Origin of the sequence: Solicola agrisoli, assembly GCF_049059935.1 — a bacterium.
Lineage (GTDB): Bacteria > Actinomycetota > Actinomycetes > Propionibacteriales > Nocardioidaceae > JAURVT01.
The window spans coordinates 1-26,219 of sequence record NZ_JBMGQR010000059.1 but is presented as its reverse complement, the minus strand read 5'-3'; the positions used below and the strand labels follow the sequence as shown (position 1 = coordinate 26,219).

The 26,219-nt window shown below is 74.5% G+C and carries 30 protein-coding genes; 18 read left to right on the top strand and 12 right to left on the bottom strand.

From position 1 onward, the window contains the following. Positions 1 to 39: 39 nt before the first annotated feature. The 5 genes from ACI6PP_RS17445 to ssd form a co-directional block, all read right to left on the bottom strand. Positions 40 to 252 (bottom strand): DUF4244 domain-containing protein, encoded by a 213-nt coding sequence (locus tag ACI6PP_RS17445; RefSeq protein WP_421112892.1) that lies wholly within the window; start codon positions 250 to 252, stop codon positions 40 to 42. Between the two features lie 150 nt (positions 253 to 402). Beyond that, positions 403 to 1,149, bottom strand: coding sequence for a type II secretion system F family protein (locus tag ACI6PP_RS17440; RefSeq protein ID WP_421112891.1), 747 nt, complete (start codon positions 1,147 to 1,149; stop codon positions 403 to 405). A gap of 3 nt (positions 1,150 to 1,152) precedes the next feature. Then, positions 1,153 to 1,959: a type II secretion system F family protein gene (locus tag ACI6PP_RS17435; RefSeq protein ID WP_421112890.1), complete on the bottom strand. Its 807-nt coding sequence runs from the start codon at positions 1,957 to 1,959 to the stop codon at positions 1,153 to 1,155. Then, the gene (locus ACI6PP_RS17430; protein WP_421112889.1) at positions 1,956 to 3,110 is read right to left on the bottom strand and encodes a TadA family conjugal transfer-associated ATPase; all 1,155 of its coding nucleotides are present in this window, start codon (positions 3,108 to 3,110) and stop codon (positions 1,956 to 1,958) included. The genes ACI6PP_RS17435 and ACI6PP_RS17430 overlap by 4 nt, the downstream gene beginning before the upstream one ends. Next, complete coding sequence (ssd, locus tag ACI6PP_RS17425; protein WP_421112888.1) at positions 3,107 to 4,195, bottom strand: septum site-determining protein Ssd; 1,089 nt, start codon at positions 4,193 to 4,195, stop codon at positions 3,107 to 3,109. Before ssd ends, ACI6PP_RS17430 begins: the two co-directional genes overlap by 4 nt. Positions 4,196 to 4,318: 123 nt before the next feature. Here ssd and ACI6PP_RS17420 point away from each other — a divergent pair, with 123 nt between their 5' ends. Both ACI6PP_RS17420 and ACI6PP_RS17415 read left to right on the top strand, forming a co-directional pair. Then, on the top strand, positions 4,319 to 5,131 hold the full coding sequence (locus tag ACI6PP_RS17420) for an HAD family hydrolase (protein ID WP_421112887.1): 813 nt from the start codon (positions 4,319 to 4,321) through the stop codon (positions 5,129 to 5,131). 25 nt (positions 5,132 to 5,156) lie between these two features. Beyond that, on the top strand, positions 5,157 to 5,885 hold the full coding sequence (locus ACI6PP_RS17415; RefSeq protein WP_421112886.1) for a dienelactone hydrolase family protein: 729 nt from the start codon (positions 5,157 to 5,159) through the stop codon (positions 5,883 to 5,885). A gap of 374 nt (positions 5,886 to 6,259) precedes the next feature. On the opposite strand, the gene ACI6PP_RS17410 is transcribed toward ACI6PP_RS17415, so the two are convergent. Beyond that, positions 6,260 to 6,982: an oxidoreductase gene (locus ACI6PP_RS17410; RefSeq protein ID WP_421112885.1), complete on the bottom strand. Its 723-nt coding sequence runs from the start codon at positions 6,980 to 6,982 to the stop codon at positions 6,260 to 6,262. 49 nt (positions 6,983 to 7,031) lie between these two features. Here ACI6PP_RS17410 and ACI6PP_RS17405 point away from each other — a divergent pair, with 49 nt between their 5' ends. The 5 genes from ACI6PP_RS17405 (at position 7,032) to ACI6PP_RS17385 (ending at position 12,349) form a co-directional block, all read left to right on the top strand. After that, positions 7,032 to 7,835, top strand: a complete 804-nt coding sequence (locus tag ACI6PP_RS17405) for a class I SAM-dependent methyltransferase (RefSeq protein WP_421112884.1) — start codon at positions 7,032 to 7,034, stop codon at positions 7,833 to 7,835. Between the two features lie 108 nt (positions 7,836 to 7,943). Further along, positions 7,944 to 9,224, top strand: a complete 1,281-nt coding sequence (locus ACI6PP_RS17400; protein WP_421112883.1) for an MFS transporter — start codon at positions 7,944 to 7,946, stop codon at positions 9,222 to 9,224. Between the two features lie 85 nt (positions 9,225 to 9,309). Then, the gene (locus ACI6PP_RS17395) at positions 9,310 to 10,419 is read left to right on the top strand and encodes a sensor histidine kinase (RefSeq protein WP_476712943.1); all 1,110 of its coding nucleotides are present in this window, start codon (positions 9,310 to 9,312) and stop codon (positions 10,417 to 10,419) included. Positions 10,420 to 10,497: 78 nt separating this feature from the next. Beyond that, positions 10,498 to 10,830 (top strand): helix-turn-helix domain-containing protein, encoded by a 333-nt coding sequence (locus ACI6PP_RS17390; RefSeq protein ID WP_421112881.1) that lies wholly within the window; start codon positions 10,498 to 10,500, stop codon positions 10,828 to 10,830. Positions 10,831 to 10,891: 61 nt separating this feature from the next. Beyond that, positions 10,892 to 12,349: a GuaB1 family IMP dehydrogenase-related protein gene (locus ACI6PP_RS17385; RefSeq protein ID WP_421112880.1), complete on the top strand. Its 1,458-nt coding sequence runs from the start codon at positions 10,892 to 10,894 to the stop codon at positions 12,347 to 12,349. Positions 12,350 to 12,357: 8 nt separating this feature from the next. Here the strand turns inward: ACI6PP_RS17385 and ACI6PP_RS17380 are convergent, their stop codons facing one another. Next, complete coding sequence (locus tag ACI6PP_RS17380; RefSeq protein ID WP_421112879.1) at positions 12,358 to 12,957, bottom strand: TetR/AcrR family transcriptional regulator C-terminal domain-containing protein; 600 nt, start codon at positions 12,955 to 12,957, stop codon at positions 12,358 to 12,360. A gap of 98 nt (positions 12,958 to 13,055) precedes the next feature. On the opposite strand from ACI6PP_RS17380, the gene ACI6PP_RS17375 reads away from it, so the two are divergent. The 6 genes from ACI6PP_RS17375 (at position 13,056) to ACI6PP_RS17350 (ending at position 17,711) form a co-directional block, all read left to right on the top strand. Further along, positions 13,056 to 13,649, top strand: coding sequence for a biotin transporter BioY (locus tag ACI6PP_RS17375; protein ID WP_421112878.1), 594 nt, complete (start codon positions 13,056 to 13,058; stop codon positions 13,647 to 13,649). Positions 13,650 to 13,652: 3 nt separating this feature from the next. Next, positions 13,653 to 14,348, top strand: coding sequence for an energy-coupling factor ABC transporter ATP-binding protein (locus ACI6PP_RS17370; RefSeq protein WP_421112877.1), 696 nt, complete (start codon positions 13,653 to 13,655; stop codon positions 14,346 to 14,348). Further along, positions 14,345 to 14,962: an energy-coupling factor transporter transmembrane component T family protein gene (locus tag ACI6PP_RS17365; RefSeq protein WP_421112876.1), complete on the top strand. Its 618-nt coding sequence runs from the start codon at positions 14,345 to 14,347 to the stop codon at positions 14,960 to 14,962. Before ACI6PP_RS17370 ends, ACI6PP_RS17365 begins: the two co-directional genes overlap by 4 nt. Before the next feature lie 119 nt (positions 14,963 to 15,081). Beyond that, complete coding sequence (locus ACI6PP_RS17360) at positions 15,082 to 15,837, top strand: LytR/AlgR family response regulator transcription factor (protein WP_421112875.1); 756 nt, start codon at positions 15,082 to 15,084, stop codon at positions 15,835 to 15,837. Then, positions 15,834 to 16,205 (top strand): DUF485 domain-containing protein, encoded by a 372-nt coding sequence (locus ACI6PP_RS17355; protein ID WP_421112874.1) that lies wholly within the window; start codon positions 15,834 to 15,836, stop codon positions 16,203 to 16,205. Before ACI6PP_RS17360 ends, ACI6PP_RS17355 begins: the two co-directional genes overlap by 4 nt. A 3-nt stretch (positions 16,206 to 16,208) precedes the next feature. Continuing rightward, complete coding sequence (locus tag ACI6PP_RS17350; RefSeq protein ID WP_421112873.1) at positions 16,209 to 17,711, top strand: sodium/solute symporter; 1,503 nt, start codon at positions 16,209 to 16,211, stop codon at positions 17,709 to 17,711. 179 nt (positions 17,712 to 17,890) lie between these two features. On the opposite strand, the gene ACI6PP_RS17345 is transcribed toward ACI6PP_RS17350, so the two are convergent. After that, positions 17,891 to 18,619, bottom strand: coding sequence for a carbonic anhydrase (locus tag ACI6PP_RS17345; protein ID WP_421112872.1), 729 nt, complete (start codon positions 18,617 to 18,619; stop codon positions 17,891 to 17,893). A 273-nt stretch (positions 18,620 to 18,892) separates the two neighbouring features. Between ACI6PP_RS17345 and ACI6PP_RS17340 the strand changes: the two genes are divergently transcribed. From ACI6PP_RS17340 to ACI6PP_RS17325, 4 genes are all read left to right on the top strand, one after another. Continuing rightward, on the top strand, positions 18,893 to 19,231 hold the full coding sequence (locus ACI6PP_RS17340) for a DUF485 domain-containing protein (protein ID WP_421112871.1): 339 nt from the start codon (positions 18,893 to 18,895) through the stop codon (positions 19,229 to 19,231). Then, positions 19,228 to 20,859, top strand: a complete 1,632-nt coding sequence (locus ACI6PP_RS17335) for a solute symporter family protein (RefSeq protein WP_421112870.1) — start codon at positions 19,228 to 19,230, stop codon at positions 20,857 to 20,859. The genes ACI6PP_RS17340 and ACI6PP_RS17335 overlap by 4 nt, the downstream gene beginning before the upstream one ends. 195 nt (positions 20,860 to 21,054) lie before the next feature. Further along, positions 21,055 to 23,016 carry an acetate--CoA ligase gene (gene acs / locus ACI6PP_RS17330; RefSeq protein ID WP_421112869.1) on the top strand — a complete coding sequence of 654 codons (1,962 nt, stop codon included), beginning with the start codon at positions 21,055 to 21,057 and terminating at the stop codon, positions 23,014 to 23,016. Position 23,017: 1 nt separating this feature from the next. Next, positions 23,018 to 23,461, top strand: a complete 444-nt coding sequence (locus tag ACI6PP_RS17325) for a hypothetical protein (RefSeq protein ID WP_421112868.1) — start codon at positions 23,018 to 23,020, stop codon at positions 23,459 to 23,461. A gap of 9 nt (positions 23,462 to 23,470) precedes the next feature. Here ACI6PP_RS17325 and ACI6PP_RS17320 read toward each other — a convergent pair whose 3' ends face one another. Together ACI6PP_RS17320 and ACI6PP_RS17315 are read right to left on the bottom strand one after the other, a co-directional pair. Beyond that, complete coding sequence (locus ACI6PP_RS17320) at positions 23,471 to 23,611, bottom strand: hypothetical protein (protein ID WP_421112867.1); 141 nt, start codon at positions 23,609 to 23,611, stop codon at positions 23,471 to 23,473. A gap of 168 nt (positions 23,612 to 23,779) precedes the next feature. Next, positions 23,780 to 24,190 (bottom strand): hypothetical protein, encoded by a 411-nt coding sequence (locus tag ACI6PP_RS17315; protein ID WP_421112866.1) that lies wholly within the window; start codon positions 24,188 to 24,190, stop codon positions 23,780 to 23,782. A 124-nt stretch (positions 24,191 to 24,314) separates the two neighbouring features. Here ACI6PP_RS17315 and ACI6PP_RS17310 point away from each other — a divergent pair, with 124 nt between their 5' ends. Beyond that, the gene (locus ACI6PP_RS17310) at positions 24,315 to 24,731 is read left to right on the top strand and encodes a phage holin family protein (RefSeq protein ID WP_421112865.1); all 417 of its coding nucleotides are present in this window, start codon (positions 24,315 to 24,317) and stop codon (positions 24,729 to 24,731) included. A 102-nt stretch (positions 24,732 to 24,833) separates the two neighbouring features. On the opposite strand, the gene ACI6PP_RS17305 is transcribed toward ACI6PP_RS17310, so the two are convergent. Together ACI6PP_RS17305 and ACI6PP_RS17300 are read right to left on the bottom strand one after the other, a co-directional pair. Next, a complete protein-coding gene (locus ACI6PP_RS17305) occupies positions 24,834 to 25,661 on the bottom strand; it encodes a hypothetical protein (protein WP_421112864.1) in 828 nt (275 codons plus the stop codon). Positions 25,662 to 25,697: 36 nt separating this feature from the next. Beyond that, the coding region (locus ACI6PP_RS17300; RefSeq protein ID WP_421112863.1) for a trypsin-like peptidase domain-containing protein at positions 25,698 to 26,219 on the bottom strand (522 nt) is incomplete at its 5' end.

Sequence of the window (26,219 nt, the reverse complement as noted above, 5' to 3'; positions counted from 1 at the left end):
GGACGGGGCCCGGCGCGCGACCCGCGGTGGCCGACTGGGTCAGAGGAAGGCCTTGAAGGCGTTCTCGATGATCATCTTGACGATGTCCATGAACCAGTCGGAGCCGGCGACCTTGAGCAGGATGCCCGCGATCGAGCAGGCGCCGAGCGTGCCGACGGCGTACTCGGCGGTGGACAGGCCCGCCTCGTCCCGGCGACGGGCGAGGACGGTGCGACGGGCGCGGACGGGGTGACGCAGCGTGGTGGTGGTCATGGAAGACCCTCCTGGTGAGGGCCCCGGATCCGGCCGGGGCGTTGTGTTCGACGCCGACACCATGGGTCCGCCGCGGCGTCGGGTGCCGCCTCCGGCGCCGACCTGGGGACGGAACCGCACCGGGCGCGACCCTGTGGGTCTGGACCGGGCTCAACGGCCGAGCGCGGGGCCCACGGCGGTCGAGAACACGGCCGCGACGGCGGGCACGATCGCGACCAGGACGAAGGCGGGGAGGAAGCACAGTCCGAGCGGTGCGGCCGTGCGCACCCCGACGCTGCGTGCGACCTCCTGGGCCGCGCCCCGGCGCCGCCGGCGCAGGTCGTCGGCGAGGTGGTCGAGGACGTCGACCACCGACGCGCCCGTGCGGGCCGCGCGGGCGAACGCGCGCCCGAGCGGTCCGAGTGCCGGGTCGCGACCGAGCTCGTGCCAGACCTCCAGGTGGTCGGCCCCCAGGTCGATGCGCGCGCAGGCGCGCGCGAGGTCGTCGGCGAGCGGACCGCCGACCGCCTCGCCGGCCGCCCGCAGTGCCAGGGACGGCGGCCTGCCCGCGGCGAGGGCCGCCACCACGAGGTCGACCGCGAGCGGGAGGTCGCGCGTGACCTGCTCGCGCCGTCGGCGCACCGCACCGCTCTCCAGGCGCGACACCCACGTCCGCACCCCGAGGCCGGCGAGGGCAGCGAGCACCAGGCCCGGCCCGCTCGGCACGAACCAGACGACGACGAGCGCCACGAGGCCGGCGATCGTCCAGGGCGACGTCCACCAGGCACCCGCCCGGAGCCGCGCGAGCGGACCGGGCCCGGTCTCGTCCGGCGCCGCCAGGACGAGCCGGAGGCGCTCGACGGGCGGGGGCGGGAGCACGAGGGCGACCGCGAGAGCGGCCAGGACGGCGGCGAGCACGGGTCAGGTCCCTGCGGCGGCATCGGCCACCCGCTCGACCCAGACCACCCCGGTGACGGCGAGCGCCACGCCGGCGAGCACGCAGGCCGCCACCGGGGCCGAGGTCGACATCGTCGACAGCGGGTCGCCACCGAGCCCCGCGCCCAGCCCCAGACCGAGCACGGGCAGCACGGCGAGCAACCGCGCCGTGGCCCGGGACGGCCCCAGCGACGACTCGACCTCGCGCCGGACCTCCTGGCCGTCGCGCAGCGCTCCGGCGATGCGGGCGACGGTGGCCGCCAGCGGCGACCCGGTGCGGGTCGACACCTCCCACGCCGCGGCGACGTGCCCGAGGTCGGCCGCTCCCCGCTGGGAGGCGACCTCCCGCCACGCCCGGGAGACGTCGCCACCGAGTCGGGCCGTCCGGGCGACCGGCCGCAGGAAGGGCCAGTCGTCAGCGAGGTCGGACAGGGCGGTCTCGGCCGGCACCCCCGCGCCGAGGCCGGCCACCAGGGCGTCGCACAGCTCGGCGACGGCGTCGCGCCGCGCCGTCGCCTCCAGCCGCAGGTACCGGCGGCGTCGGAGGTCGAGGGCCGCCCAGGCGACCAGCGCACCGGCCATGCCGAGCAGGAGCGTCGCGGCGCGGGCCGTCGTCAGGGCCAGCAGCCCGACCACGACGGCGACGACCGGAAGGAACCGACGCAGCGGCGGGAGCCGGACGGGGGCGGTCCCTCCGAGCCGGGCTGCCACCGCCCGAGGCGACGGCCGGGCCAGCTCGAGGCAGGCGAGCGCGGCCGCGACGGCGGATGCCACCGCCCAGGCGGCGCTCACCGCTCCTCCAGCACCGACTCCAGGCGGGCGGCCCCGGGGCCGGCACGGGCCGAGCCGTCGGGGTCGAACGCGACGGCCGTGCTGGTGCGGGCGAGCCCGTCGTCCCCGCCCTCCACGACGGCCACCTCACGCACCCGGCGCACGCCGTCACGGCCTCGGTCGAGGTGGACGACGACGTCGAGCGCCGCGACGAGCTGGCTGTGCACGGCGGCGCGGCTCAGCCCGGCAGCGACGCCCAGCGCCTCCATCCGGGCGGGCAGGTCGCGGGCGGAGTTCGCGTGCACGGTGCCGCACCCGCCCTCGTGGCCGGTGTTGAGCGCCGCGAGGAGGTCGACGACCTCGGCACCGCGCACCTCGCCGACGACCAGCCGGTCGGGTCGCATGCGCAGGGCCTGGCGGACCAGGTCGCGCACCGTCACCGACCCGGCCCCCTCCACGTTGACCGGGCGACCCTCGAGCCCCACGACGTGCGGGTGGTCGGGGCGCAGCTCGCTGGCGTCCTCGACCACGACCAGGCGCTCGGCGGGGTCGACGAGGCCGAGCAGCGCGGCGAGCAGGGTGGTCTTGCCCGAGCCGGTGCCACCGGTCACGAGGAACGCCGCGCGCGAGGCGACCAGCGCGCGCAGGACGGCCGCGCCCGCGGCCCCGACGGCGCCGGCCGCGCGGAGGTCGTCGAGGGTGAACGCACGCCGGGCGGGTACCCGGAGCGACAGGGCGGTGCCGGGGCGGGCGAGCGGCGCCAGCACCGCGTGGAACCGGGTGCCGTCGGGCAGGCGGACGTCGACCCACGGGCTCGCGTCGTCGAGTCGTCGCCCGGCCGCGGCGGCCAACCGGGACGCCAGGCGCCGCACCTGCTCGTCGTCGTCGAAGCGGACGCCCGCCGGCTCGAGACCGGCGCCGGCGTCGACGAACACCTGGTCGGGCCCGTTGACGAGGACGTCGGTGACGCCGGGTCGCCGCAGGAGCGCGTCGAGCGGCCCGGCGCCGAGCGTGTCGCGGCGCAGCTCGTCGACGACGGCGAGCACGGTGGCGTCGCCGTACAGCCGGCCGCTGCGGCGCAGGGCTGCGGCGACCCGCGCGGGGGTGGCGTCGGTGCCGTCCTCGGCCAGGCTCGCCCGCACGCGGTCGACGACGTCGGGCGCGACGCTCACGCGACGTCCCGTGCCGGGCGCACGACCTCGAGCACCTGGCCCGCGGCGACCGCGACGCTGCTGCGGCGGTGAGCGACCGGCCCGAGGCCCTCGTCGACCGCGGCCGCCAGCCGGCGGTCGTCCCGGACGCGCGCGACCAGCGGTGCTCCCAGCGTGGACGCGACGAGGTCGGCGTCCAGGCCGGACGGCCCGGGCCCGCGGACGACGAGGCCGACGTCGCCGGTGAGCTCGCGGACGGAGGCGAGCGTGCGGGTGGCCGCCGCCACGCCGCGCACGTCGGCCGAGACCACGAGCAGCGTCCGGTGGGCCACGAGCAGCGCCTCCTCGGCCGCGGGGTCGAGGCGGCGGGCCACGTCGACCACGACGAGGGAGCCGGCACGGCGTCCGGCCGCGAGCACCGAGCGCATCGACTCGGCGGAGACCGCCGGCGCGTCGCCGCGGTCCCACGACAGCACCGAGAGCCCTGCCGTCCGGGGCAGGGCCTCGCGCAGGGACTCGCCGCTGAGCCGGCCCTGGGTGCCGGCGAGGTCGGGCCAGCGGAGCCCCTGGGACTCCTCGGCCCCGACCACGAGGTCGATGCCACCACCGAGCGGGTCGGCGTCGACGAGCAGCGTCGCGACGCCACGACGGGAGGCGGTGACGGCGAGCGCCGCGGCGAGGGTGCTGGCGCCGGCTCCCCCGCTGCCGGCGACGACCGCCACCACGGCCGAGTCGTCGGCAGCCGGCTCGACGGAGGCCGCGAGGGCGTCGACGAGGGCGCGCTCGTCGTCGGGCAGGACGTGCACGTGCTCGGCGCCGAGGGCGACCGCGCTGCGCCACGCGCCCTCGCCGTCCCCCCGCCGGGCGACGAGGTGGACCTCGGATCGGCGTGGTGGCGAGTGGGTCGCGAGGAGGGCGGCCTCGACGGCGTCGACCACCACGACGGCCGCCGACGTCCAGGCGCGGCGGGCCGAGGCGACGTCGCCGGCCACGACCGGCACGACGTCGGCGGCCGCGCAGAGCCGGAGCAGCTCCTCGAGGACCTGTTCGTCGGCGGTGACCACGACCGGACGGCGGTCGACGGGGAGGGGGACGTCTGGGCTCATGGCCGCAGCCTCGTGCTCCACCGGCCGGACGGACACCCCGTGCGGACGATCTGTGGACGACGGGGTCGCGGACGTCACCCTGTGGACGCGGAGCGGGCCGTCCACCCCACCTATGCTGGTCGCGTGAGCCCAGGCCAGCCCGGAGGTCCGGCGCGCGAGGCGGCGTTCTTCGACCTCGACAAGACGATCATCGCCAAGTCGAGCACGCTCGCGTTCGGCCGGCCGTTCTACGCCGGCGGCCTGATCAACCGACGCTCGGTCCTGCGCAGCGCCTACGCCCAGTTCATGTTCGGCATCAACGGCATCGACCAGGACCAGATGGAGAAGATGCGGGCGTACCTCACCGACCTGTGCAGCGGGTGGGACGTCCAGACGGTCCGCGACATCGTCGCCGAGACGCTGCACACGATCGTCGAGCCGCTCGTCTACGCCGAGGCCGTCGAGCTGATCGAGGGGCACCGCGCGGCGGGGCGCGACATCGTCATCGTGTCGGCCTCGGGCGCCGAGGTGGTCGACCCGATCGGCGAGATGCTCGGCGCGGACAAGGTGGTGGCCACCCGCCTGGTCGAGGTCGACGGTCGCTACACCGGCGAGATCTCGTTCTACGCGTACGGCGAGAACAAGGCGGTCGCCATCCGCGAGATGGCCGCGGAGGAGGGGTACGACCTCGACCGCTGCTTCGCCTACTCCGACTCCGAGACCGACGTGCCCATGCTCGCCGCGGTCGGCCACGGCTTCGCCGTCAACCCCGACAAGCCCCTGCGCCGCGCGGCCCAGGAGAACGGCTGGCCGGTGCTGGAGTTCGAGCGGCCGGTCGCGCTGCGTCCCCGTCCGCTGGAGACCACCGGCAGCAAGGTCGCCGTCGTCGGGCTGGCACTGGGGGCGGTGTCGGCGGGCGTCGTCGCGCGCCAGCTGCGTCGCCGCCGCGCGGAGTAGCGGCCCCGTCCCTACGGTGGGGCGCGTGACCCTGCCCGCGCTGACCACCGTCCCCACCACCGGCGTCGACGGCGCCTCGCCCGAGCTGCGAGCGTACGTCTCGCGCCCGGCCGGCGACGGCCCGTGGCCCGGCGTGGTGGTCGTGCACGAGGCGTTCGGGCTCGACGAGGTGACCTGCCGCCAGGCCGACCGGCTCGCCGCCGCGGGCTACCTGGCCGTCGCCGTCGACCTGTTCAGCGCGGGCGGCGCGCGTCGCTGCCTCGTCTCGACGTTCCGCGCCATGTTCGCCGGGCACGGGCGTGCGTTCAGCGACATCGAGGCGACCCGGGCCTGGACGGCCGGGCAGGACGACTGCGCGGGCGGCGTCGGCGTCATCGGCTTCTGCATGGGCGGCGGGTTCGCGATCCTCGCGGCGTCGCGTGGGTTCGACGCCGCGGCCGTCAACTACGGCCAGCTGCCCAAGGACCTCGACGCCGCCGTCGCCGACGCCTGCCCCGTCGTCGGCAGCTTCGGTGGCAGGGACCCGTCCCTCAAGGGTGCGGCCGCCGACCTGGAGGGCGCGCTCACCCGGGCCGGCGTCGCGCACGACGTCAAGGAGTACCCGCAGGCCAGCCACTCGTTCATGAACGACGCCCCGGTGGGCCCGAAGGTGCTCCGTCCGCTGATGCGCGTCGGCGGGCTCGGGCCGCACCCGGCGTCCGCGGCGGACGCGTGGCGGCGGATCGAGGACTTCTTCGGGACGCACCTGGGCTGAGGACGCTGCGCGGCGGCTCGTGAATCCGCGCACAACAGGTGACGCTCCAGTACCTCTTCCCTCAGGTGGACGAGGGGCGTAGAACGGACCTCAGAACTCCACAGTCGGCACAGCAGCCCGGCAGCACCACGCGGCGATCACCCGTCCTATGGGGAAGTCTCCTCGGGAACCCGGCCACCACCGTGGTGGAGCGGACCCGCGCAGACGTTGATGACAGCACGCATGGTCACCGAGCCGGCTGCGCCAGGACGGCGTCGCCCCGGTTCCGGGGCGGCGCCGTCCGTCTGTGCGGCTGCCCCGTCGACGTGGATCTCTGGATCGTGGTCGCCGGAGCGACCACGATCCAGAGACCAGCCACGATCCAGAGACTCTCGTCAGCGGGGGGAGAGCGGGGTGGCCTCGACGCCGAGCGCGAGGGCCTCGGCGGAGTAGAGCAGCCAGCGGTGGACGCCCGCAGGCTCGCCGCCGGCGTACGCCTCGAGCGCGCCGGCGTAGGCGCGGGGGCGGGCGGCGTGGCCGGCCTCGGGCACGGTGACGCTGGCCGGGTCGACGCCGCGCGCCACCATCACCAGGCGCTCGGCCGCCCGCGCGACCACGGCGTTGTGCGAGACGAACGCGTTGGCGGCCACCACCTCGGCGTGCACCATCGCGGCGACGAGGAGGCCCGGCGCCTGCGTGGGCTGGGCGAGCGTCCGGGCGAGGGTGCCCAGGCGGGCCGAGCCGGAGGGCTGGAAGGGACGGCCGAGGTCCTCGTCCGGCACCTGTCCGGCGGCGACGAGGGCGTGCACCCGCGCGAGCGCCTGCAGGGGCGAGCGCTGCCACACGGGCACGAGCCCGAGCAGCTGGGTCGACATCCGGGCGCAGGCCATCGCCACGGCGTCGCCGCGCCCCTCGCGCAGGGCCTCCAGGTCGCTCGTCCCGGTCTCGAGCGACGCCGACGCGTCCGCCCCGCGCAGCAACGACTCGCCGGTGACGTCGGGGGTGCTCCGGCGGAGCCCGCGGTCGCGCAGCAGCGCATCCATGCCGTCGCGGACGCCGGCGAAGGCGGACGGCACCCCCTCGAGGTGGGCGTGCTCGTCGAACGGGTCGGCTGCCACGCCACGCAGCGTACGTGGGCCCGCTCGGAGGGTTGCTAGCGTCCTGTCCATGGACGACGCGGTGCGGGAGTCGAGGTCGGGACGGTTCGACGCCGTCGCGGAGTCGTACGCCCGCGGACGCCCGCCCTACCCCGACCGCGCCACCCGCTGGCTCACCGACGGGATGCGCTCGCGCGTCCTCGAGCTGGGCGCCGGCACCGGACAGCTGACGGCCGCGCTCGCCGGCTGGGGCCACGAGGTCGTCGCCACCGACCCGTCCGGCCCGATGCTCGAGCAGATGCCGGCCGACCTCGGCGTCGACGTGGTGCGCACCCCCGCCGAGCACCTGCCCTTCGCGTCGTCGAGCTTCGACGTCGTGGTGGCGGCGCAGGCGTTCCACTGGTTCGACCCCGGTCTCGCGCTGCCCGAGATCGCCCGCGTGCTGCGTCCCGACGGCCTGCTGTCGGTGGTCTGGAACCGGCTCGACGAGTCCATCCCCTGGGTGCGTCGCCTGATGGCCGCCATCAGGCCCGCCGACGCCGAGCCCCGGGGCGACGACCACCGCGCCTACCTGACCTCCGAGCTGTTCACCGACCACCGCAGCGCCGTCTTCGGGCACTGGCAGCAGATCGACCTGCCCGGCCTGCTGGCCCTGGTCGCCAGCCGGTCGTACGTCGCCGAGCGCACCGCCGACGACCGCGCCGGCATCGAGGAGCAGGTGCGCGAGCTGTACGCCGAGCACGTCCGCGGCACCGGCGGGCTGCGCCTGCGGTACCGCACCGAGTGCGACCGGGCCACCGTCGTGCGGTCGGCCCTGCCGGCGCCCGAGACGGCGCCCGGCGACGACGGCGGGCTGCTGGTCGACTTCCGCTGACCCCTGCCGCATCACGGTTCGGACGCCTTCTCGCCCGAAACCTCCCGCTGCGACCGGCGGCCGATCTATGTTGATCGCCACGTTCGTCCGGTTCGTGGCGGGAGGCAGATGGGGCACTACACGCGGCTCGCCCGCAACCGTGACTTCACGCTGCTGTGGTCGGGCGGTGCGCTTCGCGAGCTCGGCGGCGCCATGGCGGCGTTCGCTCTCCCGCTCATCGCGTTCGCCGTGTCCGGGTCGGCGCTGGAGGCCGGCTGGGTCGCCGCCATGGCGATGGTCGGCTTCGTGCTGCTGGTGCTTCCGGCGGGCGTCGTCGTCGACCGGGTCGACCGGCGCCTCGTCCTGCTCGGCACGAGCCTGCTCGGCCTCGCCGGGTACGGCAGCGTCGTCGCCGCGGCCCTCGTCGCCGACCTGACGACGACGCACCTCGCCGCCGTGGCGCTGCTCAGCGGGTGCGGCGAGGCGTTCAGCCGTCCGGCCGAGATGGCCTCGATCCGCCGGCTCGTCGACCGCGACGACCTGCCCGCGGCGATCAGCCAGAACGTCGCGCGCAGCAGCGTCGCCGACCTCGGCGGCGGCCCGCTGTCGGGCCTCGCGCTCGGCCTGACCCGGTGGGCCCCGTTCGCCGCGGCGGCGGCCGGATACCTCGCGTCGGTCCTCTGCGCGCTCGCGATCCGCGGGTCGCTCGCCGCCCCCGAGCGCGAGGTCGCCACCACGCTGCGCTCGGACCTCGTCCAGGGCCTGCGGTTCGTGGTGCGCTCGCCGTTCCGCCGCGCGTTCTTCGTCTACGCCGCGATGAGCAACCTGGTGACGGCGGCCGTCCTGCTGCTGGTGGCGCTGCGGATGCTCGACGCGGGCTGGTCGCCGTTCGTCATCGGCCTCACCGAGACCGCCTCGGGGCTGGCCGGCCTCGCGGGGGCGACCGCCGCTCCCCAGGTGATCGACCGGGTCGGGACGGGCTGGATCGCGATCGCGTCGGCGTTCGCGATGGTCGTCGCCGTGACCCCGCTGGTGTGGACGGTGCACCCGGTGGCCGTCTGCCTGCTCCTGCCGATCGGCATCGGTGCGCAGCCGGTGATGATCGCCGGGGTCAGCTCGTACCTGCTCACCACCACGCCCGAGTCGCTGCAGGGACGCATCTCGACGGCCACCAACTTCGTCACCCACGTGACGGTCCCGCTCGGGCCGCTGCTCACCGGCGTCCTCGTCACCGCGTTCGGGTTCGTCACCACCACCGCCGTGCTCGCCGCCCTGCTCCTGCTGTGCGCGCTGTACGTGCTCAGCCGCGCCGTCGTCCGCGACGTCGGCACGCCGGACACGTGGCCCGACGAGCCCGAGCCGGTGCCCGCGGCCCTCGGGCGCGGACGTCACCGCTCGGGCGCCGCCTGACTGGCAGACTCCGACCATGGGCAGCGTCGGCGTCGCGGTGGTGGGCGGCGTCCTCACCGCGCTCGCGCTCCTGGTGCTGGCCGCGGTGCTGCTGAGGTCGCGGCGCACCCTGGGGTCGCCGGCCGACCGCGCCACCTACGCCACCCTGCACACCGCCTCCCTGGCGGCGCCGTACCTGCGCGGGGGGCTCGACGCCGCCAGCGCCGAGCGGGCGCTGCCGCACCTGCGCGAGCTGCTGGGCGCCCCGGCCGTCGCGCTCACCGACACCGACCGCGTCCTGGCCTGGGACGGCGCCGGACGGTCCTGGCGCGACGCCGTCGGCGCGCTCGCGACCTCGGCGATGACGTCCGGCAGCACCCAGGTCGTCAGGACGCCCGACGGGCCGCTCGGCCACGCGATCGTCGCGCCGCTGGCCGTCGGCGTCGGGACGGACGTGCCGTCGACCGTCGTCGGGTCGGTCGTGGTGATGACCGACGACGCGTCCGCCGGACTGGTGCGCGCGAGCACGGAGGTGGCGCGCTGGGTCTCGGGCCAGCTCGAGCTCGCCGAGCTGGACAAGTCGCGCACCGCGCTGATGGAGGCCGAGCTGCGGGCGCTCCGGGCGCAGATCTCGCCGCACTTCGTCTACAACTCGCTCGGCGCGATCGCGTCGTTCGTGCGCACCGACCCCGAGCGGGCCCGCGAGCTGCTGCTCGAGTTCGCCGACTTCACGCGGTACTCGTTCCGGCGCCACGGCGACTTCACCACCCTCGCCGAGGAGCTGCGCTCGATCGAGCGGTACCTCGTGCTCGAGAAGGCCCGGTTCGGCGACCGGCTGCGCGTGCGCATCACCGTCGCGCCGGAGGTGCTGAGCGTGACCGTGCCGTTCCTGTCGATCCAGCCGCTGGTGGAGAACGCCGTGCGGCACGGGCTGGAGCGCAAGCCCGGCGAGGGGACGATCAGCGTCGCCGCCGAGGACGCCGGGCACGAGTGCGTCATCACGATCGAGGACGACGGCGTCGGCGAGGACCCCGAGCGCGTCCGGGCCGCCCTCGCGGGTGACGGCGCCGGCGACTCCGTCGGCCTCGGCAACGTCGACGAGCGGATGCGCACGGTGTACGGCGACGAGTACGGCATCGTCATCGAGACCGCGCCCGGGGCGGGCACGCGCGTCGTCGTCCGGGTGCCGAAGTTCGCCCCGCAGACCACCGCATAGCGGGCGCGCCGTTCCGCCCTGAGCGAACGGTGGCCCGGTCTCCTGGTCGCTGTCGGTGGACGGTCATAGGCTCGGTCCATGACGGTCACCGCCCTGCCCACCGCACCCGCGCACGACGCGAGCCGGGACGAGCCCCTCCTGCGGGAGGTGTTCGGCGCGCTGCTGCGCCGCACGCGGTCCGAGAAGGGCATGACGCTGCGCGAGCTGGCGTCGGCGTCCACCGTCTCCCTGGCCTACCTGTCCGAGATCGAGCGCGGCCACAAGGAGCCCTCCTCGGAGGTGCTCGGAGCGGTCTGCCACGCCCTCGGCCTGCGCATGCTCGACCTCGTCCACCAGGCCACGCTGGTCCTGGCCGCGCACGAGCGGGCCACCGCGCCCACGCCCGCCGGCGTCGTCGCGCTCGCCGCCTGACCCTCCGCGAGAGGGTCCTCGCGCCACTCCGAGGGGTTTCGCGCGGCGGTAGGGTCGCCGGGTGCGATTCCTCCACGACCGTCAGCCCCAGCACGACCTCACGTACAGCGACGTCTTCATGGTGCCGGCGCGCTCCGACGTCGCCTCGCGCCTGGACGTCGACCTGACCACGCCCGACGGGCTCGGCACCACGCTGCCGCTCGTGGTGTCCAACATGACGGCCGTGTCGGGCCGGCGGATGGCCGAGACCGTGGCCCGGCGCGGTGGCGTCGCGATCATCCCCCAGGACATCCCGCTGCCGGTCGTCGCCGACGCCGTCCGCCGCGTCAAGGCCGCGCACCCCGTCTTCGACACCCCGGTCACCGTCACCCCCGACACCACCGTCGGCGAGGCGCTGGGCCTGCTGCCCAAGCGCGCCCACGGCGCGGTGCTCGTCGTCCGCGACGGCAAGCCGCTCGGCGTCGTCACCGAGCGCGACGGCATCGAGGTCGACCGGTTCACCCAGGTCCATGAGGTGATGAGCAGCGACATGCTCACCCTCGACGCCGCCCAGGGCCCGCAGGACATGTTCGACGCGCTCGCCGGCCGTCACCTCGAGTACGCGCCCGTGCTCGACGGCGGCACGCTGCTCGGCGTGATGACGCGCACCGGCGCGCTGCGCTCGACCATCTACTCCCCCGCCCTCGACGCCGCCGGCGCGCTGCTCGTCGGCGCGGCCGTGGGCATCAACGGCGACGTCACGGCCAAGACCACCGCGCTGCTGGAGGCGGGCGTCGACGTGCTCGTCGTCGACACCGCGCACGGGCACCAGCAGAAGATGGTCGACGCGCTGCCGCTGGTCCGCGCCGCGCGCGACGCGCACGCCGACGCCACCGGACGTCGGGTGCCGATGGCGGCGGGCAACGTCGTGTCGGCCGAGGGTGCCACCGACCTCGTCGCGGCCGGCGCCGACATCGTCAAGGTCGGCGTGGGCCCGGGTGCCATGTGCACCACCCGGATGATGACCGGCGTCGGCCGTCCGCAGTTCTCCGCCGTGCTCGAGTGCGCCGAGGCGGCCCGTGCGGCCGGCGCCCACGTCTGGGCCGACGGCGGCGTCCGCTACCCGCGCGACGTCGCGCTCGCCCTGGCGGCCGGGGCGGCCAGCGTGATGATCGGGTCGTGGTTCGCCGGCACGTACGAGAGCCCCGGCGACCTGCGCGCGGACGCCGACGGCCGTCCGTACAAGGTGTCGTTCGGCATGGCCTCGGCCCGCGCCGTCTCCAACCGCACCCGCGACGCCGCCGGCTTCGAGCGCGCCCGGATGGCGCTGTTCGAGGAGGGCATCAGCTCGTCGCGGATGTTCCTCGACCCCGACCGCCCCGGCGTCGAGGACCTCGTCGACCAGATCGTCGCCGGCGTCCGCTCGGCGGCGACGTACGCCGGCGCCCGCACCGTCGACGAGCTGCACGAGCGCGCCGTCGTCGGCCAGCAGAGCGTCGCCGGCTACGACGAGGGCCGCCCCCTCCACGCCTCCTGGTAGCCCCGCGGTCAGGTGGGGGTGGGGGCCCGGGCGCGGACGCCGGCGACGATGAGGTCGACGCCGAGGTCGAAGGACGCGGTGGCCGAGCTCGCCACGTCGGACCCGTCCGCCGACGCCGGTTCCTCGACGCCCGTGACGGCGCCCGCGCTGCCGGCCTGGAGCTGGGTCTGCTCGTCGCCGGCGTGGCCGAGGACGAAGTGCCACAAGGTGGTGGCGGCGCCGTGGGCGACGTCGGGGTCGCAGCCGCCGGACAGCGCGGCGACGAGGTCGTCGAACGGCTGCCGCGCGCCCATCCCGAAGGCACGCGTGGTGGCCACCACCTCGGCGCCGTCGCGGTAGGCGAGCACCGCGTCGCGCAGGACGGACGCGTGGTGGCGCACGAGGTCGTCCCACGCGGTGCGGGCGGGCGGGGCCGGACGCGCGCCGCGCGCCAGCAGCTCGTCGGCGACGGCGGCGAGCAGCTCCTGCTTGCTGGCCACGTGCCAGTACAGCGCGCTCGGCCGCACGTCGAGCTCGGACGCGAGCCGGCGCATCGTCAGGTCGGCCAGGCCGTAGCGGTCGAGGACGGCGAGCGCACGGCTCACCACGTCGGCGCGGCTGTGACGCACGGCAGGTCCCCTCGTCGTTGACACCGGTCGGGGCCGACCCTAACCTGAACGCCGTTCACCTGAACAGCGTTCAGGTCCGCTCGAGCCCGAAGGCCGTCATGACCACCACCCCGACGCGTCCCGCGCGCCGCCTCGCGCCGGCCGACCTCGCGCTCGTCGCGTTCTTCGCGGCGCTCACCGCCACCTGCGCCCTGATCCCCGGCATCCCCCTCGGCAGCGGGGTGCCGATCACGCTGCAGACCTTCGCGATCGGGCTGGGCGCCGCGGTGCTCGGTGCCCGTCGCGGGACGCTCGCCGTCCTGCTGTACGTCGTGCTCGGGCTCGCCGGCCTGCCGATCTTCTCCGGCGGCGCGGGCGGCCTGGCCGTGCTCGCCGGCCCGTCGGTCGGCTACATCCTCGCGTGGCCGTTCGCCACCCTGCTGATCGGCTTCCTGGTCGAGCGCCTGCCCCGTCAGCGCGTCGTCGCGAGCATCCCCCTCGTCTTCGCCTGCGTGCTCGCCGGCAGCGTCGTGTTCATCCACCCGATGGGCATCGTCGGCCTGTGGCTGCGCATCCCCGAGACGTCGTTCGGCCAGGCCGTGCTGTACGACCTGCCGTTCTGGCCGGGTGACCTGGTCAAGTGCGCGCTCGTGGCCGTCGTCGCCGTCAGCGTCCACCGTGCCTTCCCCGACCTGCTGCCGCGTCGACGCTGACGCGTGCCCGAGCTCGCCCTGCGCGACGTCGTCGTCACCGCACCCGGTGACGACGACGTCGTCATCCTGCAGCGCACGTCGCTGACGCTGACCGAGCACCGCATCGCGTTCGTCGGCGCCAACGGCTCGGGCAAGTCCACGCTCGCCCGCCTGCTCAACGGGCTCGTCGAGCCCGCCGCGGGCACCGTCACCGTCGACGGCCTCGACACGGTGCGCGACGGCGCCGCCGTCCGTCGCCGGGTCGGGTTCGTGTTCACCGACCCGGGCGCCCAGCTCGTCATGCCCACCGCCGCCGAGGACGTCGCCCTGTCGCTGCGCCGCACCGTCAAGGACGCGGACGAGCGCCGCGCCCGCGCCGTCGTGGTGCTGGACGGGTACGGGCTCGGGCACCTCGCCGACGTCAGCGTCCAGTCGCTCTCGGGTGGGCAGAAGCAGATGCTCGCGCTCGCCGGGGTGCTGGCCGCTGGCCCCGACGTGGTGGTGGCCGACGAGCCCACCACGCTGCTCGACCGTCGCAACACCCGCGCGGTCGGCGACGCCCTGCTCGGCCTGCGCCAGCAGCTGGTGCTCGTCACGCACGACCTCGACCTCGCCGCCCGCTGCGACCGCGTGCTGGTCGTCGCCGACGGTGCCGTGGTGCACGACGGCGACCCCGCCGAGGCCGTCGCCCGCTACTGCGCCGAGGTCGACGCGACGTGAGCGCGCCCCAGACGCTCCTCGGCCTCTACCGCCCCGGCACCACGCCGCTGCACCGCGCGCCCGTCGGCGCCAAGCTGCTCGGCCTCGCCGTCATGGGCGTCGTGGTCGTGGTGCTGCGCGGCCCCGTCTCGGGGCTGGCGCTGCTGGCGCTCGCGGTGGCGCTGGCGTGCGTGAGCCGCACGGGCACGCGCCGGACGCTGCGCGCGCTCCGGCCGATCCTCCTCGTCGCCGTCGTGCTCGGCGGCATCCAGCTGTGGCGCCTCGGCCCCCTCGTCGCCGTCGAGGTGGTGGCCGACCTGCTCTCGCTCGTGCTCGCCGCCACCGTCGTCACCGCCACGACGCCCACCGACGCGACGGTCGACGCGATCGCCCGCGCCTGCGGGCCGCTGCGCCGGTTCGGCGTCAGCCCCGAGCGCGTCGCATTCGCGATGGCGCTGACGATCCGTGCGATCCCGCAGGTGCTCGAGGTGGCCGTCGAGACCCGTCAGGCCGCGAAGGCGCGCGGCCTCGAGCGCGACCCGCGCGCCCTGCTCGTCCCGATGGTGGTGCGCACCGTCGGACGCGCCCGCACCACCGGCGACGCCCTCGCCGCCCGCGGCCTCGGCGACGACTGAACGCCCCCTCCCGTCCGCGGTCCGATGGGTTCTGGGGGTTCCCGGCGGTCAGAACCCCGCCAACCCATCGGATCGCGGACGGAGGAGGACACCCGGGCGGCGGGCCTAGACTGCGCCGCATGAGCGAGGTGCTGCGCGTCCTGGTGGTGGACGACGAGCAGCCCGTGCTGGACGAGCTGGTGTGGCTGCTGGGCCGCGACGACCGCGTCGGCGAGGTGCGGTCGGCGACGTCCGGCCCCGCCGCGCTGGCCGCGCTGCAGGACGGCGACGTCGACGCGGTCTTCCTCGACATCGCCATGCCCGGCATGAGCGGCCTGGACGTCGCCCGGGTGCTCGCACAGTTCCGACGACCGCCGCGGGTGGTGTTCGTGACCGCCCACGACGACCACGCCGTCGACGCGTTCGAGATCCACGCCGTCGACTACCTGCTCAAGCCCGTCAGCGAGGAGCGGCTGGCCGAGGCCGTGCGACGTGTGCTCGCCGCGGGCGGCGAGGCCCCGCGCGTCGCCACCGCCCACGAGACGATCCCGGTCGAGCTCGGCGGCGTCACCCGCTTCGTCCCGCGCGCCGACGTCGCGTACGTCGAGGCCCAGGGCGACTACGTGCGCCTGCACACCCGCGACGGGGGCTCGCACCTCGTCCGGCTGCCGCTCACGACGCTCGCCGAGGCGTGGGACGGCGCCGGCTTCGTCCGCATCCACCGCAGCCTGGTGGTGGGCCTGGCCGACGTCGTCGAGCTGCGGGCGTCGACCGGACGCTGCTCGGTGGTCGTGCGCCACGGCGACGACGCCGTCGAGCTGCAGGTCGCCCGCCGCCACGCCCGTGAGCTGCGCGAGCTGCTCGGCCGTCCCGCCCCCGAGGGCGCCCGGCCGTGACCGAGACCCCGCGCCGGGTCCGCGTCACGAGCCCCCGCACCCGCGCGCGCCCCCTGCAGCGCCGGTCGGTCGAGCAGGAGATCGACGAGTCCACGGGCGTCGGCGAGGTCTACATGCGCTCCCTGGTGCGGACGCAGCTGCGTCTCGCGCTCCTCACCGTCCTCGCGCTCGCCACGACGATCGGCGCGCTGCCGCTCGCGTTCGCGGCCTACCCCGAGCTGTTCGCGTGGCGCCTGGCCGGCGTCCCGCTCGCCTGGGTGATCCTCGGCGCCGGCGTCTACCCGCCCCTGTTCGCCCTGGGGTGGGCCTACGTCCGCGCGTCCGAGCGGGCCGAGCGCGACTTCGCCGACCTCGTCGAGCGGCCCTGACGCGTGAGCGCCACCTACGGCGTCGTCGCCGTCGCCCTGGTGTCGGTGGCGACGCTGGCCATCGGTGCCTACGGGCTGCGGTTCAGCCGCACCACCAGCGACTTCTACGTCGCGTCCCGGTCGGTCAGCCCGTTCCTCAACGGCTCGGCGATCGGCGGCGAGTACCTGTCGGCCGCGTCCTTCCTCGGCGTCGCGGGACTCGTCCTGGTCGCCGGCGTCGACATGCTCTGGTACCCCGTGGGCTGGACGGCCGGCTACCTGCTGCTGCTCGTGCTCGTCGCCGCACCCCTGCGCCGCTCGGGCGCGTACACGATCCCCGACTTCACCGAGGTGCGCCTGCAGTCCCGCACCGTGCGGCGCGTGGCCAGCGCGATGGTCGTCGTGGTGGGGTGGCTGTACCTGATGCCGCAGTTCCAGGGCGCCGGCCTGACCCTGCGCTCGGTCACCGGCGCACCCACCTGGGTGGGCAGCGTGGTGGTCGCCGTGGTCGTCGTCGCCAACGTCGTGTCCGGGGGCATGCGGAGCATCACCTTCGTCCAGGCGTTCCAGTACTGGCTCAAGCTCACCGCCCTGCTCGTGCCGCTCGTCCTGTGCGTCGCCGCCTGGTTCGGCGACGGCGCCCCCGGCCCGACGGCCGCGGGTGCGAGCGGGTCGTGGGTGCGACCCCTCGAGGGTGGCGGACCCGGCCTCTACGCCGTCTACTCCATCATCCTCGCGACGTTCCTCGGCACCATGGGCCTGCCGCACGTCGTCGTCCGCTTCTACACCAACCCCGACGGGGGTGCGGCCCGCCGCACCACGCTGCTGGTGCTCGGCCTGCTGGGGGCGTTCTACCTGCTCCCCGGCGTCTACGGCGTGCTCGGCCGCGTCTACGCCTCCGACCTCGTGGCCGACGGACGCAGCGACATCGTCGTGCTCGAGCTGCCGGGGCGCGTCGTCGGCGGCGGCCTCGGCGACCTCCTCGCCGCGCTCCTGGTCGCCGGCGCGTTCGCCGCGTTCCTGTCGACCTCGTCGGGGCTGACGATGTCGGTGGCCGGCGTCGTCGCGCAGGACGTCCTCGGGCGGCGGCTCGGCGGCGTGGCCGCCTTCCGGGTCGCGGCGGCGCTGTCGGTGGTGGTGCCACTGGCGCTCGCGCTGGGCACCGACTCGATCCCGGTGGCCAGCTCGGTGGGCTTCGCCTTCGCGGTGGCCGCGTCCACGTTCTGCCCGCTGCTCGTGCTGGGCATCTGGTGGCGGCGGCTGACCGCGCCCGGTGCCGTGGCGGGGCTCGTCGGCGGCGGCGCCGCCGCGGGCGGCGCAGTCGCGGCCACGATCGCGACGGGCACCGGGGACGCGTGGTGGCAGGTGCTGCTCGCCCAGCCCGCCGCCTGGTCGGTGCCACTGGGCTTCGGCCTGATGATCGGCGTCTCGCTGCTGACGCAGCACCGCACGCCGTCCAACGTGGCGCGCACCATGGTGCGCCTGCACACGCCCGAGCGACTCCGCGTCGAGCGCGCCGACCCCTGAGGTGACGACCCGGACATGAAGAACCGCCCCGGGGTCTCGGGTCCCAGGGGCGGCTCACCCATGACGGTACGGAAACGGGCGAACCACCTCAACCCGAACACGCAGTTACCCCGCCCGCGTCCTCCACATGGGCGAGAAGGATGCCTCCTGAAACCGTCGACCTCCCCCAACAGGGCGGCTCACAGCCAGCTGACCCGGCCGTCGTCGAGCGCGTAGGTGGCACCGACGACCCGGGCGCCGCGGTCCACCGCCTCGCGCAGCACGATCGACCGCTCCTGCAGGATCGTGGCGGTGCGCCGGGCCTGCTCGGCGACGCAGGCGGCGCGGAAGGCGACGTCGTCGTCCTGCTCGGGGGTGCTCAGCACGGCGGGCTCGATCGAGCGGACCAGCGAGCTCACGAAGCCGGTGGCCTCGCCGTCACCGCGCACCACGTCGACGGTGGCCCCCACCGCGCCGCAGTCGGCGTGCCCGAGCACCACGACGAGCGCGACGTCGAGGTGCTCGACGGCGTACTCGATGCTGCCGATCACTGCGTCGTCCAGCACCTCGCCGGCCGAGCGGACGACGAACAGGTCGCCGAGGCCCTCGTCGAACACCAGCTCCGGCGTGGCACGCGAGTCCGCGCAGCCGAGCACGACGGCGATGGGGTGCTGACCCTTCGTCAGGCTCCGGCGCCACTCGAGCGACTCGTGCGGATGACGCTGCGTACCGCTCACGAAGCGCGCGTTGCCGGCCCGCAGCACCCGCTCGGCCCGGCGCGCCGCGGGGGCGAGCGACGAGGTCCCGCGGGCGACGGCCGGGGCCGCCGCTCCGGTCGCCAGGGCCAGGCCCGCGCCCGCGCCGAGCCCGAGGAGCGAGCGGCGCGACGGACCCGCCGCGGCGGTGGTGAGGTGTCCTGGGGTGCGCACGAGCGTCGAGTCCTCTCCGAGACGGTTGCGATACTCAACCGTAACGTGGTGTGACACCTGCGCAACCTCCTGCCGCTCGTCGCGCCCCACCGACCGCTCGTCGCACGTCGACGTCCGCACACCGCAGCGGGTCGCACCCCTGCCGCCCCGCCGCCGCGTGACCTGGCACACAGCGGGCGCACCGCCCTACGGTCGGTCCGTCGTGACCGCCGTCACGTCGCGGCGCCACGCACCCGTCGGCGCGCCGTCCCGTCCACACCCCCAGGAGACGCCGTGGTCGACCGCACCTCGCAAGCCACGCACGACGCCTACGAACGCATCCACGCCGAGCCCGAGTTCACCGAGCTCAAGCGCCGCTTCGTGCGTTTCGTCGTGCCCACCACCATCGCCTTCATGGTCTGGTACCTGCTGTTCGTGGTCCTCTCGAACTGGGCACCGGGCTTCATGAGCACCCCCGTGTTCGGCAACATCAACGTCGCGCTGCTCTTCGGCCTGCTGCAGTTCGTCTCCACGTTCGGCATCGCCATCGCCTACGCACGGTTCGCCAACAGCCGCCTGGACCCCCTGTCCACCCGGCTCCGCGACGGCTTCGACCAGGAGGTCGGCAAGTGAACGACGTCGTCGCCCTCAGCGAGTCCGGCTCGCAGAACCTCACCACCGGCTTGTTCCTGGCCGTCGTCGCCCTGACGATCGGCATCACGATCTGGGCCAGCCGCAACACCTCGGGCGCCGCGGACTACTACGCCGCCGGCCGCAACATCTCGGGCTTCCAGAACGGCCTGGCGATCTCGGGCGACTACATGTCGGCCGCGTCGTTCCTCGGCATCTCCGGGGCCATCGCGCTCTACGGGTACGACGGCTTCCTGTACTCGATCGGCTTCCTCGTGGCGTGGCTCGTCGCGCTGCTCATCGTCGCCGAGCTGCTGCGCAACTCCGGTCGGTACACGATGGCCGACCAGCTGGCGTACCGGATGCGGCAGACGCCGGTGCGCACCGCGGCGGCGACGTCGACCGTCGCGGTCTCGATCTTCTACCTGCTCGCCCAGATGGTCGGCGCGGGCACGCTCGTCTCGCTGCTGCTCGGCGTGGACAGCCAGGCGCTCAAGAACATCACCATCGTGGGCGTCGGCCTGCTGATGATCGTGTACGTCGTCTTCGGCGGCATGAAGGGCACCACCTGGGTGCAGATCGTCAAGGCCGTCCTGCTCATGACGGGCACGCTGCTCATCAGCGTCCTGGTGCTCGCCAAGTTCGGCTTCAACCTGTCCGAGCTGCTCGGCGCCGCGGCGTCGAACTCCGGCAAGGGCGACGCGTTCCTCAGCCCCGGGCTGCAGTACGGCGCGACGTTCACGTCCAAGCTGGACTTCCTGTCGCTCGGCATCGCCCTGGTGCTCGGCACGGCCGGCCTGCCGCACATCCTGATCCGCTTCTACACCGTGCCCACCTCGCGCGACGCCCGCACCTCGGTGCTCTGGGCCATCGGCCTGATCGGCACGTTCTACCTGATGACGCTCATCCTCGGCTTCGGTGCCGCGGCGCTCGTCGACACCGGCCCCGAGAGCGAGGTGGCGGCCAGCAGCGGCAACCTGGCGTCGCCGTTGCTCGCCCAGGCCGTCGGCGGCGGCGAGGGGACGACGGGCGGAGCGATCCTGCTCGCCCTGATCTCCGCGGTGGCGTTCGCGACGATCCTCGCGGTGGTCGCCGGCCTGACGCTCACCTCGGCGTCGTCGGTCGCGCACGACCTCTACGCGAGCATCTTCAAGAAGGGCCAGGCGTCGGAGAAGGACGAGGTCAAGGTCGCGCGGATCTCGGCGTTCGTCATCGGCGGCGTCGCGATCGCGCTGGCGATCCCGGCGCAGTCGCTGAACATCGCGTTCCTGGTGGCGCTCGCCTTCGCCGTCGCGGCGTCGGCGAACCTGCCGTCGCTCATCTACAACCTGTTCTGGCGGCGCTTCAACACCCGCGGAGCGGTGTTCAGCATCTACGGCGGCCTGGGCTCGGCCCTGCTGCTCGTGCTGTTCAGCCCCGTGGTGTCCGGCGACCCGACGGCGCTGTTCCCCGACAGCGACTGGGCGTTCTTCCCCCTGAAGAACCCCGGCCTCGTCTCGATCCCGTTCGGGTTCCTGATGGGCGCGATCGGCACGCTCACCTCCCGTGAGCCCACCGCCGAGGCCAAGCACGACGAGCTCGAGGTCCGCGCCCTCACCGGTGCGGGCGCCGAGGGCGCCACCGAGCACTGAGGTCACGACCGACGGGGGTCGACGCCGTCCCGGGTGCCGCGCAGAGCCGCGGCACCCGGGGCGCGCACCCGTCCCCCTCGGCCCCCGGTACAGCCCGTGCGACCCCACGATCTGCGGGAGTAGGTTGGTGACCGCCGCCACACCTCCCGCCTGCCAGCCAGCCACACCCGACCGCCCCGTCGAAGGAGCCGACCCGTGACCGAGCAGACCCAGGGCCTGTCCAACCTGAGCCACGAGGAGCGCCGCTTCGAGCCTCCCGCCGACCTCGCCGCCGCCGCGAACGTCAAGGCCGACGCGTACGAGCGCGCCGCCCAGGACCGCCTGGGGTTCTGGGCCGAGCAGGCCGACAAGCTGTCGTGGGAGACGCCGTACACCGAGGTCCTCGACTGGACCGACCCGCCGTTCGCCAAGTGGTTCGTCGGCGGCCGGCTCAACGTCGCCTACAACTGCGTCGACCGGCACGTCGAGGCGGGCAAGGGCGAGAAGGTCGCGTTCCACTTCGTCGGCGAGCCCGGCGACACCCGCACGATCACCTACGCCCAGCTCAAGGACGACGTCAGCCAGGCCGCGAACGCGCTGGTCTCGCTCGGCGTCGAGGCCGGCGACCGCGTCGCCATCTACATGCCGATGATCCCCGAGACGGTCACCGCGATGCTCGCGTGCGCCCGCATCGGGGCCACGCACACAGTCGTCTTCGGCGGCTTCTCCTCCGACGCGCTCGCGAGCCGCGTCCTGGACTGCGACGCCCGGGTCGTCATCACCGCCGACGGCCAGAACCGTCGCGGGTCCGCCAGCGCGCTCAAGCCCGCCGTCGACGAGGCGATGGAGCGCTGCCCCGACGTCCGCTCGGTGCTCGTGGTCAAGCGCACCGGCCAGGACGTCGAGTGGCACGACCGCGACGTGTGGTGGCACGACGTGGTCGACTCCCAGTCCACCGAGCACACGCCGGAGGCCTTCGACGCCGAGCACCCGCTGTACGTCATGTACACCTCGGGCACCACGGGCTCGCCCAAGGGCATCCTGCACACGAGCGGCGGCTACCTGGTGCAGACGTCGTACACGTTCGAGGCGGTCTTCGACCACAAGCCCGACACGGACGTCTACTGGTGCACCGCCGACGTCGGCTGGGTGACCGGCCACTCCTACATCGCCTACGGGCCCACGGCCGCCGGCGCCACGCAGGTGCTCTACGAGGGCACGCCCGACACCCCCACCAAGGGCCGGTGGTGGGAGATCATCGCCGAGTACGGCGTGACGCTCTTCTACACCGCGCCCACCGCGATCCGCACCTGCATGAAGTGGGGCGCCGAGATCCCCGCCGAGCACGACCTGTCGAGCCTGCGCATCCTCGGCACGGTCGGCGAGTCGATCAACCCCGAGGCGTACGTCTGGTACCGCGAGAACATCGGCGGCGGCACCACGCCGATCGTCGACACCTGGTGGCAGACCGAGACCGGCGGGCACATGATCTCGCCGCTGCCCGGCGTCACCGCGGGCAAGCCCGGCTCGGCCATGACGCCGGTCCCGGGCATCAGCGCCGACGTCGTCGACGACACCGGCACCCCCGTCGCCAACGGCGAGGGCGGCTACCTCGTCATCACCGAGCCGTGGCCGGCGATGCTGCGCACGATCTGGGGCGACGACCAGCGCTACAAGGACACCTACTGGTCGCGCTTCACCGACATGTACTTCGCCGGCGACGGCGCCAAGAAGGACGACGACGGCGACATCTGGCTGCTCGGCCGCGTCGACGACGTGATGAACGTGTCCGGCCACCGGCTGTCGACCACCGAGATCGAGTCGGCGCTCGTGTCGCACCCGAAGGTGGCCGAGTCGGCCGTCGTGGGCGCGTCCGACGAGACGACGGGCCAGTCCCCCGTCGCGTTCGTCATCCTGCGCGAGTCTGCCGGCGACGGCGGCGCCGACATCGTCGAGGAGCTGCGTGCGCACGTGGCCAAGGAGATCGGCAAGATCGCGCGTCCCAAGTCGATCATGGTGGTGCCCGAGCTACCCAAGACGCGCTCGGGCAAGATCATGCGCCGCCTGCTGCGCGACGTCGCCGAGAAGCGCGACGTGGGCGACGTGACGACCCTGGCCGACAGCTCGGTGATGGACCAGATCTCGAGCGGCATGAAGTCCGCGAGCACCGACGACTGAGGTGCTGGCCGACGCGGCCGCGGTCGTCCACGTCGGGCTGCTGGGCGTGTGGGCCGGGGCGATGGGCTACTCCCTGCTCGTCGCCCAGCCCCGCGCCGCGGCGTTCTTCTCCGACGACGAGGAGCACGAGTCGTTCCTGGTCGCGCTCGCGCACGGCAACCGGTGGCGCGTCGTCGCGCTGCTCGCGGCGATCGCCGTCAGCGGGGTGACGTGGGCCGTCGCCGACGACCGCCTGTGGGGCGTGCAGGCCCTGCGCGGCCTGGTGCTCGGCGCGGCGGCCGCGCTGTTCGCGTACGTCTCGTGGCGGCACTGGCCCGCGCGGGTGTTCGCGCTGCCGCAGGAGCGGCCCGCGTTCCGCACCCGGCTGCGCGCCGTCGCCTGGACGATGGCCTGCCTGGTCGGCGTGCTGTTCGCCAGCGGCCTCGTCCTCGTCGCGACGTCCTGAGGACGCGCGTCAGCGTCGGCGGCGCTGCTCGTCCAGGCGACGCCGCACGGCGTCGGGGTCACCGAGCGCCCCGGCGCGCACCCACGCGACGGCGAACGGCACCCGGTGGCGGTGGGCCAGCCGTCGGGCCAGGCGGAGCCGAGCGAGCACGACGCCTCCGGGTCGGGGGTGTCCGAGAAGTCCGACGTCCGACCGGGCCCCCGCGCCGGTCGGACGTCGTGGCCCACGCTTCCCGAGCGCGGGGACGGTCGTCCACTGGGAGGACTGACGTGTCTGGTCCGTGACCGAGCCGAGACCCGTCCGTGACCTACTGTGCCGTCAGTCCCGCGCCGCCGGGTCCCGTTTGCGCCGGAGCATGGCCTCGTGCAAGAGCTCGAGCGTCCGTCGGTGCTCCGCGACGTCGATCTCGACGCGCCGGGTCACGAGCAGACCGCCGCCGGTCTGCTCGCACAGCTCGATGCCGCGAGCGAAGCGGGGACCGGGCTGACCGGCACCGAAGTGCTCGATCGAGGGCGTGATGATGATCCGCGTCGGCCCGTGCACCTCGCGCAGCCGTGCCGCGAGCGCGGCGTACGCGCTCCACTCGCCGGGCCGGCCGTCGACGAACGTCTCGTAGCCCGGATCGCGACCGGCGGCCTCGCGCCGGGCCCACTCCAGGCCCTCGATGGGGTCGCGGTCGCCGAACGACCGGGCGTACACGAACACCGGCACCTCGCAGTGCTCGACCACGTCGGCTCCCCCCGTCGGGATCAGGACATACCCGACCCTATCGACGCCCGGCGGCTGCGGCGCGGCGGCGCCGGCGCATGTCCTCTAGGGTGAGACGGTCGTGACGTCAACGCAGGGGTGGTCCATGAGCAAGGTCGAGCCGAACGCCGAGCCGACGATCGGACGACTGGTCGCCGACGCCAGCCGCGACGTCTCGACCCTCGTCCAGTCCGAGATCGCGCTGGCCAAGTCCGAGCTGAAGGTCAGCGTCAAGGCCGGTGGCGTCGGGGCGGCGCTCCTCGCGGTCGCCGGGTTCCTCGGCCTGCTGATCGTCATCCTGCTGTCGTTCACCGTCGCGTACTTCATCGTGATGGCCGGCCTGCACCCCGCCTGGGCGTTCCTCATCGTCACCGGCTTCTACGTGCTGCTCGCCGCGCTGCTGGTGCTGATCGGCATCCGCAAGATCAAGAAGGTCCGCGCCCCGGTCAAGACCATCGCGACCTCCAAGCAGATCCCCGCCGCCCTCAAGGGCAAGCCCTCCAAGGCCTCCCTCGACGCCTGACGGTTTCCCAGGTTCACCTGGGAAACCCCCGACACCCCGGGAAGTTCCCCGTGGTGTCGCCCGATTCCCAGGTGAACCTGGGAATCCTGCGACGCGTGGGGCTCAGGCCGGGGCGTCGTGCCGGCGGCTGACGACGCGGGCGATGCCACCGAGGACGAGCAGGACGACGCCGAGGCCGCCGAGGGCGAGCAGCCAGCCGTCGAAGGACGAGCCGGCGGCCTGACGCAGCAGCTCGATCACCTGGTCACCGAGGTCGGACGAGCCGCTCGCCCGCGCCAGCTCGGGCAGGACGACGGCCGCAGTCGCCTTGAGCAGGCCGGCCACCACGAGCGTCCCGATGCCGAGCCACAGCACGGCGGTCGAACGGCGTCTCGCCGCGGCCACGCACAGGACGGCCAGCAGCAGCGCCGCGCCGGCGAGGTAGTAGGCACGCGGGTCGAGCGTCGTCGAGGCGTCGACGGCCCGGCGCTCCTGCTCGCCACCGACCGTCACCGGCAGCGTCGACGGCACCGGCAGGTCGACGCCGAGGCGTCCGGTGGACTCGTCGGCCAGCAGCTGAGCCAGCGGCGCGACGTCGATCGCCACCTCGCCGGACTGCGACCCGTCGAAGACGAGCGCGTGCGAGCGGCGGTTCGTCTCGGTCCACGCGTCGGCGTAGCCCGGCAGGCGGGTGAGGTTCTGCGCCACCTGGAGCAGCACGGGCCGCGCGGTCTCGTCCACCGTCGACGACAGGTCGGCGCGGGCGAGCACGGCGTCGGTCAGCGTCGTGGCGAGCGCGTCCTGGAACGCGGCGTCGCGTCCGAGCGGGTCGACGAGCGAGACGTAGCCCGTCTCGTCGACCACGTTGCGCTCCAGCCACAGGGCCGGGGTGGCGACGGCGGTGAGCACGAGGGCGAGGAGACCGAGGAGGAAGGCGAGGGCTGCACGCACCTCGTCAGTCTCCCAGACCCCACCTGACGCGAGGCGTCAGGCGCAGGCGCCCGTCGACACCTCCTGGGTGGCGTCGCGACCGCGGGCGGCGTTGTCGGCGACCTGGTCGGCGGTGAGGGCGTAGCCCGTGGAGCTGTCGCTGACCGACGCGGCGAAGATGACGCCGTAGACGTCGCCGGCGTCGGAGACCAGCGGTCCGCCGGAGTTGCCCGAGCGCACCAGGCTGCGGATCGAGAACACCTGACGCGTGACGGCGTCGGTGTTGTAGATGTCGGGGCTGCGCAGCCGCTGCTCGGCGCGGATGCGTGCCGCACGGGCGTCGAAGGGGCCGTTCTCGGGGTAGCCGAGGACGGCCGCCGACGCGCCCCGCTCGCCCGAGGTGTCGAACTCGAGCGCCGGCAGGTCCAGGCCGCTGACGGCGAGCACCGCGACGTCGAGCTCGGGGTCGTAGACGACGGTCTCGGCCTGAAGGCGGCGGTCGCCCACCGCGACGAACGGGTTGTCGACGCCGGCGACGACGTGCGCGTTGGTCATGATCCGGTCGGGTGCGTAGACGAA

Bases quoted from the DNA above. Each gene is read 5' to 3' on its own strand.
- ACI6PP_RS17445 (WP_421112892.1), bottom strand. From the start codon at position 252: ATGACCACCACCACGCTGCGTCACCCCGTCCGCGCCCGTCGCACCGTC.
- ssd (WP_421112888.1), bottom strand. From the start codon at position 4,195: ATGAGCCCAGACGTCCCCCTCCCCGTCGACCGCCGTCCGGTCGTGGTC.
- ACI6PP_RS17405 (WP_421112884.1), top strand. From the start codon at position 7,032: ATGGACGACGCGGTGCGGGAGTCGAGGTCGGGACGGTTCGACGCCGTC.
- ACI6PP_RS17400 (WP_421112883.1), top strand. From the start codon at position 7,944: ATGGGGCACTACACGCGGCTCGCCCGCAACCGTGACTTCACGCTGCTG.
- ACI6PP_RS17390 (WP_421112881.1), top strand. From the start codon at position 10,498: ATGACGGTCACCGCCCTGCCCACCGCACCCGCGCACGACGCGAGCCGG.
- ACI6PP_RS17375 (WP_421112878.1), top strand. From the start codon at position 13,056: ATGACCACCACCCCGACGCGTCCCGCGCGCCGCCTCGCGCCGGCCGAC.
- ACI6PP_RS17360 (WP_421112875.1), top strand. From the start codon at position 15,082: ATGAGCGAGGTGCTGCGCGTCCTGGTGGTGGACGACGAGCAGCCCGTG.
- ACI6PP_RS17310 (WP_421112865.1), top strand. From the start codon at position 24,315: ATGAGCAAGGTCGAGCCGAACGCCGAGCCGACGATCGGACGACTGGTC.